The sequence below is a fragment of the Microbacterium sp. UBA837 genome, from assembly GCF_002296025.1.
In the GTDB taxonomy this organism is placed as follows: domain Bacteria; phylum Actinomycetota; class Actinomycetes; order Actinomycetales; family Microbacteriaceae; genus Microbacterium.
The window spans coordinates 1-9,425 of the sequence record NZ_DBHD01000108.1 but is presented as its reverse complement, the minus strand read 5'-3'; the positions used below and the strand labels follow the sequence as shown (position 1 = coordinate 9,425).

The 9,425-nt window shown below is 69.6% G+C and carries 10 protein-coding genes; 6 read left to right on the top strand and 4 right to left on the bottom strand.

The window, feature by feature from the left end:
• The 5 genes from B3587_RS08035 to B3587_RS08015 all read left to right on the top strand — a co-directional run.
• On the top strand, positions 1 to 805 hold an 805-nt coding region (locus tag B3587_RS08035), incomplete at its 5' end, for a HesA/MoeB/ThiF family protein (protein ID WP_292727732.1).
• Positions 802 to 2,022, top strand: a complete 1,221-nt coding sequence (glp, locus tag B3587_RS08030) for a gephyrin-like molybdotransferase Glp (RefSeq protein WP_292727730.1) — start codon at positions 802 to 804, stop codon at positions 2,020 to 2,022. The genes B3587_RS08035 and glp, both read left to right, overlap by 4 nt.
• Entirely contained in the window at positions 2,019 to 2,489 is a 471-nt protein-coding gene (gene moaC / locus B3587_RS08025; protein ID WP_292727728.1) for a cyclic pyranopterin monophosphate synthase MoaC, read from the top strand. Before glp ends, moaC begins: the two co-directional genes overlap by 4 nt.
• A complete protein-coding gene (locus tag B3587_RS08020; RefSeq protein WP_349675794.1) occupies positions 2,471 to 3,538 on the top strand; it encodes an NTP transferase domain-containing protein in 1,068 nt (355 codons plus the stop codon). Before moaC ends, B3587_RS08020 begins: the two co-directional genes overlap by 19 nt.
• On the top strand, positions 3,538 to 3,771 hold the full coding sequence (locus B3587_RS08015) for a MoaD/ThiS family protein (protein ID WP_292727724.1): 234 nt from the start codon (positions 3,538 to 3,540) through the stop codon (positions 3,769 to 3,771). Before B3587_RS08020 ends, B3587_RS08015 begins: the two co-directional genes overlap by 1 nt.
• A gap of 151 nt (positions 3,772 to 3,922) precedes the next feature.
• Here the strand turns inward: B3587_RS08015 and moaA are convergent, their stop codons facing one another.
• Genes moaA through B3587_RS07995 form a run of 4 tightly spaced genes read right to left on the bottom strand, consistent with a single transcriptional unit; the run spans position 3,923 to position 8,320 of the window.
• Positions 3,923 to 5,023 carry a GTP 3',8-cyclase MoaA gene (gene moaA / locus B3587_RS08010; protein WP_228179471.1) on the bottom strand — a complete coding sequence of 367 codons (1,101 nt, stop codon included), beginning with the start codon at positions 5,021 to 5,023 and terminating at the stop codon, positions 3,923 to 3,925.
• Positions 5,020 to 5,457, bottom strand: a complete 438-nt coding sequence (locus B3587_RS08005) for a molybdenum cofactor biosynthesis protein MoaE (protein ID WP_292727722.1) — start codon at positions 5,455 to 5,457, stop codon at positions 5,020 to 5,022. The genes moaA and B3587_RS08005 overlap by 4 nt, the downstream gene beginning before the upstream one ends.
• Positions 5,457 to 5,984 carry a MogA/MoaB family molybdenum cofactor biosynthesis protein gene (locus tag B3587_RS08000; protein ID WP_228179469.1) on the bottom strand — a complete coding sequence of 176 codons (528 nt, stop codon included), beginning with the start codon at positions 5,982 to 5,984 and terminating at the stop codon, positions 5,457 to 5,459. The genes B3587_RS08005 and B3587_RS08000 overlap by 1 nt, the downstream gene beginning before the upstream one ends.
• On the bottom strand, positions 5,981 to 8,320 hold the full coding sequence (locus B3587_RS07995) for an FdhF/YdeP family oxidoreductase (RefSeq protein ID WP_292727720.1): 2,340 nt from the start codon (positions 8,318 to 8,320) through the stop codon (positions 5,981 to 5,983). Before B3587_RS07995 ends, B3587_RS08000 begins: the two co-directional genes overlap by 4 nt.
• A gap of 157 nt (positions 8,321 to 8,477) precedes the next feature.
• Here B3587_RS07995 and fdhD point away from each other — a divergent pair, with 157 nt between their 5' ends.
• The gene (gene fdhD, locus B3587_RS07990) at positions 8,478 to 9,356 is read left to right on the top strand and encodes a formate dehydrogenase accessory sulfurtransferase FdhD (RefSeq protein WP_292727718.1); all 879 of its coding nucleotides are present in this window, start codon (positions 8,478 to 8,480) and stop codon (positions 9,354 to 9,356) included.
• Positions 9,357 to 9,425: the final 69 nt, after the last annotated feature.

Below are 9,425 nucleotides of genomic sequence, written 5' to 3'. Positions count from 1 at the left end.
GCGTAGGGACATGTCACTTCCCCCGCTCGTCGAGCCCGTCGAGGCCCTGACGGATGCCGAACGCGACCGCACGGCGCGTCACCGCAAACTCTTCGCCATCGGCGATCTGGGTCAGCGCCGCCTCGCCGCAGCTCGCGTCGCGGTCGTGGGAGCCGGCGGGCTCGGGTCCTCCGTCATTCTGGCCCTTGCCGCGGCCGGCATCGGAACGATCGGCATCATCGACGACGACGTCGTGGACCTGACCAATCTGCACCGGCAGATCATTCACTCGGTCGAGACCGTGGGCGAGCCGAAGACGGAAAGTGCCGCGGCTCGTGCACGCGGCCTGGCACCCGACGCGCGTGTGATCGAACACCCGGTGCGCCTGACCGCGGCGAACGCGCGCGAGATCCTGTCTGACTACGACCTCGTGCTGGACGGGTCCGACACCTTCGAGACCCGCGACGTCGTGGATGCCGCAGCCGCAGAGCTCGGGCTGCCGGTCGTGTGGGGGAGCGTACTGGAGTTCTGGTCGCAGGTGACGGTGTTCTGGGCGGAGCCGCCGGCCGGCACCGATCCGGTGCGCCTGAGCGACCTGTTCCCGGCCGGTTCGACCGGACAGGTCGTCACGTGTGAGGACGTCGGGGTGCTCGCATCGGTGTGCATGCAGACCGGCTCGCTGATGGCATCCGAGGCGATCAAGCTCATCGTCGGCGAGGGGCGCCCGCTTCTGGGTCGGATCGCCGTCATCGACGCCCTCGCCGGAACGATGCGAGAACTCCCGGTCCGCTCGGCATCCGCCCTTTCTACGCCCTCCCACGTATGAGTTTCACTCGCACTGTCGCCGAGCATCGCCACGCGATCCTCGCGGCGACCACCGTCCTGACCGCGGTTCGGATGCCGATCACGGATGCCTGGGGTCGCACGACCGCGGAACCTGTTGCCGCAACGCTCGAGATCCCCGCCTTCGACAATTCCGCGATGGATGGCTACGCAGTCCGAGCGGGCGACGGGGGTGGGCGGCGCACCGTCGTCGTGGATATCCCGGCAGGCGTTGCCCCCGGCGCGAGCATCGGGCCCGGGGAAGCGGCCCGGATCATGACGGGAGCGCCGCTTCCGGCCGGAGCCGACGCCATCGTCCCGCACGAACAGACCGCGGAGCCGTTCCGCGATGTCGCCCCCGGGTCGCTCATTCACCTCGACGCGCAGCCGACGCCCGCCGCGCATATTCGTGGTCAAGGCGACGATGTCTCGGTCGGTGATGTCGTGGTTGCCGCGGGGGAGCGACTGGGTGCGTTGCAGCGATCGGCCGCGGCAGCGGCAGGTGCAGCATCCGTTCTCGTTCGACCGGCTCCGCGCGTGGTTGTGATCGCCAGCGGCGACGAGTTGGTTGCGCCCGGGGAGCCCGTGGGGCCGGGGCAGATCCCCGAGTCGAACGGTCTGCTGCTCGACGGACTCGTGCGAGGCGCCGACGCTGTCGTCACCGAGCTCATCCGCGTCGGCGATGACCCGGCCGTGTTGCGGCGGGTGCTCGCTCGCGTCGAAGCCGACGCCCCGGATGCGATCGTGCTCACCGGTGGGGCAAGCGTCGGCGCCTACGAGGTGGTGCGGGACGTTCTCGAACCGACCGGCGTGCAGTTCCTCACCGTCGCGATGCAGCCCGGCAAGCCGCAGGGGCACGGCGCCATCGGCGGCATCCCGGTGTTCTGCCTGCCCGGGAACCCCGTGAGCGTCGCTGTGTCGTTCGAGGCCTTCGTGCGCCCGGCGCTGCTGCGGATGCAGGGAAGACGTGACGTGCTGCGCCCCGTCATCCGCCTGCGGGTATCGGACGGATGGCGAACCCCGCCAGCCCGCGAGCAGTTCATGCCCGTCGCCATCGATCGGTCCGACCCTGCGGCATGGACCGTCCGTCCCGCGACCGCCGGAGGATCCGGCTCCCACCGTGCCGGCGCACTCGCGCTCGCCGAGGCGTGGGCGGTGGTCCCGGCATCCATCGAGGAGGTAGCCGCCGGCGACCTCGTCGATGTCATGCTGGTGACATGAGTTTCACGCACCTCGACGAGTCCGGTCACGCCCGCATGGTGGATGTGACCGGCAAGCAGCCGACGGTGCGTGCCGCATCCGCCCGCGCCTTCGTCACGATGGCTCCAGACACCGTCGCTGCGCTGCGTGACGGCAGTGTGCCGAAGGGGGATGTGCTGGCCGTCTCGCGGATCGCCGGAATCCAGGCCGCCAAGCGCACACCCGAGCTGCTTCCGCTCGCGCACGTGATCGGGGTCCACGGTGTCGTCGTGGACCTGCAGATCGAGGACGCCGGGGTGAGCATCACGGCGACGGTGCGCACTGCTGACCGCACCGGGGTCGAGATGGAGGCGCTCACCGCCGTGACCGTCGCCGCGCTCTCGGTGGTCGACATGGTCAAGGGCATCGACCGCACCGTCACGATCACGGATGCCTGCATCACCGCCAAGGAGGGCGGCCGCTCAGGATCGTGGACACGCGAGGAGTGACGCCCGGAAGCGGCCAGGATTCGGCTTCGACGCCGGGCCTACCTGCGCCCGTCGCGGGCTCGCGAGCGCGGCTCGGCGCGATCATCTTGTCGGGAGGCCGAGCATCACGGATGGGCGGGGTCGATAAGACCGCCCTGACGGTAGCGGGGCGGTCACTGCTCAGCCGCACGGTCCGGGCCGCAGGGGCTGTGTGCGACGGCACAGTCGTCGTCGTCGGTGCGCCGCCCGTGGACCCTGCGGCGGGGCACGAGCCCGTCGACAGCGAGCCGAACGCAGGATCAATCCCGCTCGAAGCGGCGTCAGCGGATGCGGATACGTCTCTCATCCTGCGTTCGGGACCGTCACATCTCGTGGTGATGCGCGAGGAACCGGCAGGAGGCGGGCCGGTAGCGGCGATCGCCGCGGCGATCGGCCGCGTGGACGCCGATGAGGTCCTGCTGCTGGCCGGTGACCTCGCCGCGGGCGATCGCGCCGTGGCGGCCCTTCTCGCGGCGGGCCTCGATGACGCCGCGGGAGCCGACGGGGTCGTGCTTGTGGACCGTGCAGGTCGCCGCCAGTGGCTCTGTGCACGGATTCGGACGCAGGCGCTCGTCGACGCTGCCGCGCGACAGACAGAGCCGGTGGGTGCGCGGATGAGCGACCTGTTCGCCGACCTGCGATGTCGGTATCTGCCGGATACAACTGGGGTGACGACCGACGTCGACACGTGGCAGGATCTCTCCCGTGCCCGGTCTCGAGAGTCAGGAGCCAGCATGAACGACCGCACCCTTCCGCCCGAAGCACTCGATGAGTGGTCCTCGGTGCTGCGTGATCGCTTCGGGTTGGATGCCGAGCAGGTGCCGATCGCGCTCGTGCTCGACCTCGCACGCGATGTCGCGCATGACGTTGCACGCCCCGCCGCGCCTCTGAGCGCCTTCGTCGCGGGGCTGGTTGCCGGCCGTGCAGGCGGCAGCCCCGAGGATACGGCGGCTGCCCTCGCCGAGGTCGTCGCGCTCGCCGGCGCGTGGGCGGAAGGGCGTGCCCCCCACAGCGGCGGGGGCGGAGTCTGATGGCGACGGTTCGTTACTTTGCCGGCGCGGCTGAAGCGGCCGGTGCCGAGGAGGAGGTCCGCGGCGAGCAGACGCTAGACGCCCTGCGCGCTGCGGTGGTCACCGACCACGAACGCCTCGGATTCGTGCTGCCGCGGTGTGCGGTGCTCGTCAACGGAGAGCGCACGGATGCCGATATGCCGCTGTCGGCATCCGATGTCGTCGACATCTTGCCGCCCTTCGCCGGCGGCTGAGCGCGACCGAACTTCGCCGGTCTTGGCCGCTGAACCCACAGGTCTCGCGCCGACCCCACACGTTCTTGGGTGCGGAAGGCGTGGGTTCGGCGTGGAAGGTGTGGGTTCGCGGAAGGTGCGGGCCCGCAGCGGAAGGGTGCGGATGCCGGGGTCAGCCGCCGATCGCGCTCATGGGGCGCTGGGGCTGCAGGAATCCGGGGTCGTCGATGCCGTGGCCTGCGCGCTTGCCCGCGATCGACCGGCGTAGCAGGTCGGCTATGGCGTCGTCATCCGCGGGCGAGCTGCCCTCCGCGCCGCGCAGGAGCGGCAGCAGATCGGACTCCTCGCGGGCGAACAGGCAGTTGCGGATCTGCCCGTCGGCAGTCAACCGCACCCTGTCGCACGCACCGCAGAACGGCGCTGACACCGACGCGATGAGCCCGACCGTGGTCGGTCCGCCATCAACGAGGTAGTCCTGCGACGGCGACGAACCGCGCTCGCCGATCGGCGTGAGCGTGAAGCGCCGCGTGAGCTTGTCGAGGATCTCACCCGCATCGACCATCTCGGAGCGAGACCACGTGTGGCCGGCATCCAGCGGCATCTGCTCGATGAACCGCATTTGAGCCCCGTTGTCGACCGCGAACTGCACCAGGTCGACGATCTCGTCGTCGTTGACGCCGCGCATCGGCACCGCGTTGAGCTTGAGGGGTGCGAAGCCGGCACGGCGGGCGGCACGGATGCCGGACAAGACGTCATCCAGACGGTCGCGGCGCGTCAGCTCAGCGAAGCGGTCGCGGCGCAGCGTGTCGATCGACACGTTCACCCGCGCAAGACCGGCCTCGCGTAGCGGCTCGGCAAGCTCGGGGAGCTTCAGTCCGTTGGTGGTCATCGACACCTCGAGCGGACCCGCGACGCCCTCGATCGCGGCGACACGCCGAACGACGTCCACGATGTCGCGACGCAGCAGCGGCTCACCGCCGGTCAGTCGAACCTCGACGATCCCGAGGCTTGCGAGCACTCCCGCGACCCGCACGATCTCGTCTGTCGTCAGGATGCTGCTCTTCGCGAGCCACTCGACGCCCTGCTCCGGCATGCAGTAGGTGCAGCGGAGCGAACACCGGTCAGTCAGCGAGATGCGCAGGTCCCGGTGCACCCGGCCGAACCTGTCGACCAACTGCCCGCGCGAGCCGGGCGCCGCCCGCTCGGCGTACGTCGCATCAACGCCGCCGGGGCGAGCGAGCGTCGTCGGCAGGGGCAGGGGAACGGCACTCATGCGTCGAGTCCCACCCAGCTCGCGGTGCCGTCGTGCTCGTGCTGGCGCTTCCAGATCGGTAGGTCGGTCTTGATGCGCTCGATCAGTGCCCGGCACACCTCGAATGCGGGAGCGCGGTGGGCGCTTGAGACCGCGACGACGACGGCGAGATCGCCGACACCGAGCTTTCCGATGCGGTGCGTGACGGCGATGGCGCACTCGGCCTCAGTCTCCGCGAGACATGACGCCGCGATACAGCCCAGGATCCGCTCGGCGTCCGGATGTGACGAGTACTCGAGCAGCGTCACCTCACCGCGTGCGCCCGGATCGTGGTCGCGGACCGTGCCGACGAAGGTCGCAATCCCGCCGGCGGTCGGACCCGACACCGCCGCGATGTGCGCAGCGAGGTCGAGGGGCTCATCGCTGATCCGCGCGATCCGTATGGCGTCTGCCATCAGTGATCCCCGCCCGTGAGCTGGTCCAGAACGTGCGGCAGCAGCGGGAGCAGCGTCTCGAGGCCCTCGGCGGCGCCGCGCGTCGACCCGGGCAGATTCGCGATCACGGCGCCTGGCCCGTCGACGACACCGACGATCCCGCGCGAGAGCGCCGCCATCGGCGTGGATGCCGCGCCCTCGCGCCGCAACACCTCGGCAAGACCCGGAACCTCCCGGTCGATCACGGTCCGGGTCGCTTCGGGGGTGCGATCGCGGGGGCCCACTCCGGTGCCGCCGGTCGTGATGATCACCCGGGCACCGGCATCCAGCCCGCGACGGATGCCGCCGGCAACCGAGTCCTGCCCGTCGGCCACGACGATCGCCGCGTCGCACACGTACCCAGCCTCGCCGAGTCGTCGAACAAGAGCCGGTCCTGTCGCATCCGGACGCTCCCCGGATGCCGCGCGGTCAGATGCCGTCACGACGGCAGCGCGGACCCCTGCCCCGCCCGGGGGCGCAGCAGTGGCGGCATCCGGGGCGGCTGTCACGAGCTCGGCTGTTCCGAACCCCGGCGCTCGAGCCGGATGATGACGGACTTCGAGGTCGGCGTGCCCGATCCGTCGGCAGTCGAGTCCAGCGGAACGAGCAGGTTCGTCTCGGGGTAGTAGGCGGCGGCGTTTCCGACGGGGGTGTCGTAGTGCACCACCCGGAACTCCTCTGCACGCCGCTCGGTTCCGTCGGTCCACACCGATACGAGGTCGACGATCTCGCCGTCGGCGACGCCCGCGGCTTCGGCATCCGTGCTGTTCACGAGTACGACGCGACGCCCGTCACGGATGCCGCGGTACCGGTCATCCTTGCCGTAGATCGTGGTGTTGTACTGGTCGTGGCTGCGCAGGGTCTGCAGCAGCAGGTGGCCCTCGGGGATCTTCGGATACTCGAGTTCGTTGGCCGTGAAGATCGCCTTACCCGTCACCGTGGTGAAGCGGCGCTCGTCGCGGGGGCCATTCGGGAGGAAGAAGGTGCGGCCCTTTGCGATGCGCGCCTCGTAATCGTCGAACCCGGGAACGACTGCCTCGATGTGCGCGCGCACTGTTGCGTAGTCGGCTTCGATGGCCTTCCAATCGGCCTGCGGAGCGTTCGGTAGGGCGTTGGGCCCTGCGAACAGGCGCTCGGCGATCCGTGCCACGATCGCCACCTCCGACAGCATGTCGTCGGCGGGGGGTTTCAGGCGCCCGCGCGAGGCGTGGACGGCGCCCATCGAGTCCTCGACCGTCACGCGCTGGTCGATTCCGCCGCGATGGTCGCGATCGGTGCGGCCGAGGGTCGGCAGGATGACGGCGCGTGTGCCGGTCACGAGGTGCGAGCGGTTGAGTTTGGTCGAGACCTCGACCGTCAAGCGCAGGTTTCGCATGGCGGCTTCGGTCACGGCGGTGTCGGGGGTGGCCGACACGAAGTTCCCGCCCATCCCCATGAAGAAGCGTGCCTTCCCGTCCCGCATCGCCCGGATCGCCTCGACGGTGTCGTAGCCGTGCTTGCGCGGAGCGGCGAACGAGAACTCCGCGTCGAGGGCCTCGAGGAACGGCTCCGGCATCTTCTCGTAAATGCCCATGGTTCGATCGCCCTGCACGTTCGAGTGACCGCGCACGGGACAGACGCCGGCGCCCGGGCGCCCGACGTTCCCCTGCAGGAGGAGCAGGTTGACCACATCGCGCAGCATCGCGACCGAATGCTTGTGCTGGGTCAGGCCCATCGCCCAGCACACGATCGTCGCGGGGGAGGCGATCACGCGGTCGCCGATTTCCCGCATCCGTGCCTCGGTGAGCCCCGTCGCGGTCTCGAACTCGCTCCAGGATGCCGCCTGAATCAGGTCTGCGTAGGCGGCAAAGTCGCTTGTGTGCTGCGTCAAGAAGTCGGCATCCAGGATGCCGGGCTCGCCAGCCTCGATGCGACGCTCGTGCTGCTCGAGCAGGTGCTTGGCCAGCGCCTGGAACAGGGCCTGGTCGCCGCCCATCCGGATCTGTACGAACTCATCGGCGATCGGGGTGCCGTCACCGATCACACCACGCGGGATCTGCGGGTTCTTGAACCGCATGAGGCCGGCCTCGGGAAGAGGGTTCACGGCGACGATCGTCGCGCCCTTCATCTTCGCCTTCTCGAGGGCGCTCAGCATGCGCGGGTGGTTGGTGCCGGGGTTTTGGCCCGCGACGATGATGAGGCTGGCGTTGTGGATGTCTTCGATCGACACCGTGCCCTTGCCGATGCCGAGCGTCTGCGACAGCGCGACGCCGCTTGACTCGTGGCACATGTTCGAGCAGTCGGGGAGGTTGTTGGTGCCCAGGCCCCTCACCAGCAGTTGGTAGAGGAAGGCGGCCTCGTTCGAGGTTCGGCCGGAGGTGTAGAAGATCGCCTCATCGGGGCTGTCGAGCCCGCGCAATTCGTCGGCGATCAGGTCGAGCGCTTCGTCCCAGCTGGCAGGACGGTAATGCGTGGCCCCCTCGTCGAGAATCATCGGTTCGACCAGGCGCCCCTGCTGTCCGAGCCAATAGTCGTCGTGCTCGAGAAGATCGGCGATCGAGTGCTTCGCGAAGAAATCAGCAGAGACACGGCGCACGGTGGCCTCCTCGGCCACGGCCTTCGCGCCGTTCTCGCAGAACTCGGCGATGTGACGCTTGTCTTCCTCGGGCCACGCGCAGCCGGGGCAGTCGAACCCGTCCTTCTGGTTCACGCGCAGCAGCGTCCGGGCACTGCGCACGAGGCCCATCTGCTCGATCGACATCTCAAGGGCGTGCATCACGGCGGGAACGCCGACAGCTTCGGTCGCGGGCGCCGAGACACGGAGCTTCGACTCGTCGATATCTGCGGTGGGGGCGGACTTTGCCATGGTGGATTCTCCGGGTGGACTCTCCGGCGGGAGCGGCTCATCCTCTCCACGCCGCCGGTCGACGTCGACCTGTTCTCCCGAGACTAACGCCGATCCTCGGCATCCGGCCCCGTCGCGCAGGTGCGGGGCACAATGGGAGCTGAACGAAGGGGTCGAGATGGCGACAGGGATGACGCGGCACCGCGTGACCCGCGTGCGGTGGAACGACGGCGCGGATGCCGCGACGACCTCGACGCGGGAAGACGTCGTGGCCCGCGAAGAGCCGCTGGAGATCCGGATCGACGGCACGTCCTGGTCGGTCACGATGCGCACACCCGGCGACGACTTCGACCTGGTGGCCGGGTTCCTGGTCTCGGAGGGCGTGATCGCTGCGCGCGATGAGCTCGCCTCGTTGCGTTACTGCGCCGGATTCGACGAGTTCGGTCGCCGCGAAGAGAACACCTACAACGTCATCGACGCAGTGCTGGGCCGGGGCGCGGTTCCCCCGACGGATGCCCACGCGCGCCATTCCACGACGACCTCAGCCTGCGGTATCTGCGGCACCACCTCGATTGAGGCTGTCAGCAAGCAATCCCGTTTCGACGTGGCCGGCGACGGCATCCGGGTCGATGCCGGCATCCTGGCGCGTCTTCCCGACGTGCTGCGGCAGAGCCAGGCCCTGTTCGATCGGACCGGCGGCGTCCACGCGGCGGGCCTCTTCACCGCTGAGGGGGAGTTGTTGTGCCTGCGTGAGGACGTCGGGCGCCACAATGCCGTCGACAAGATCGTCGGGTGGGCGGTGCGCGAAGACCGACTGCCGCTCTCGGGAACAGTGCTGCAGGTGTCGGGGCGTGCGTCGTTCGAGCTTGTGCAGAAGGCGCGGCTCGCCGGCATCCCGGTGCTCGCCGCCGTCAGCGCGCCCTCGTCTCTCGCGGTGGATCTGGCGGCGGCATCCGGGATGACCCTCGTCGGGTTCAGCCGCGGCTCGAGTCTCGCGATCTACACCCGGCCCGACCGGGTGCTCGTGCCGACCGCCGCCGAGGTCCTCACCCGCTGACCGCTCGCATCCGGCTCCAGGGCGCGTCCCGCAGGAAGCCAGAGGGCGGCGATCGCGCTGATCACCAGC

Bases quoted from the DNA above. Each gene is read 5' to 3' on its own strand.
- moaA (WP_228179471.1), bottom strand. From the start codon at position 5,023: ATGAGTGCCGTTCCCCTGCCCCTGCCGACGACGCTCGCTCGCCCCGGC.
- B3587_RS08005 (WP_292727722.1), bottom strand. From the start codon at position 5,457: ATGGCAGACGCCATACGGATCGCGCGGATCAGCGATGAGCCCCTCGAC.
- glp (WP_292727730.1), top strand. From the start codon at position 802: ATGAGTTTCACTCGCACTGTCGCCGAGCATCGCCACGCGATCCTCGCG.
- moaC (WP_292727728.1), top strand. From the start codon at position 2,019: ATGAGTTTCACGCACCTCGACGAGTCCGGTCACGCCCGCATGGTGGAT.
- fdhD (WP_292727718.1), top strand. From the start codon at position 8,478: ATGGCGACAGGGATGACGCGGCACCGCGTGACCCGCGTGCGGTGGAAC.
- B3587_RS07995 (WP_292727720.1), bottom strand. From the start codon at position 8,320: ATGGCAAAGTCCGCCCCCACCGCAGATATCGACGAGTCGAAGCTCCGT.
- B3587_RS08015 (WP_292727724.1), top strand. From the start codon at position 3,538: ATGGCGACGGTTCGTTACTTTGCCGGCGCGGCTGAAGCGGCCGGTGCC.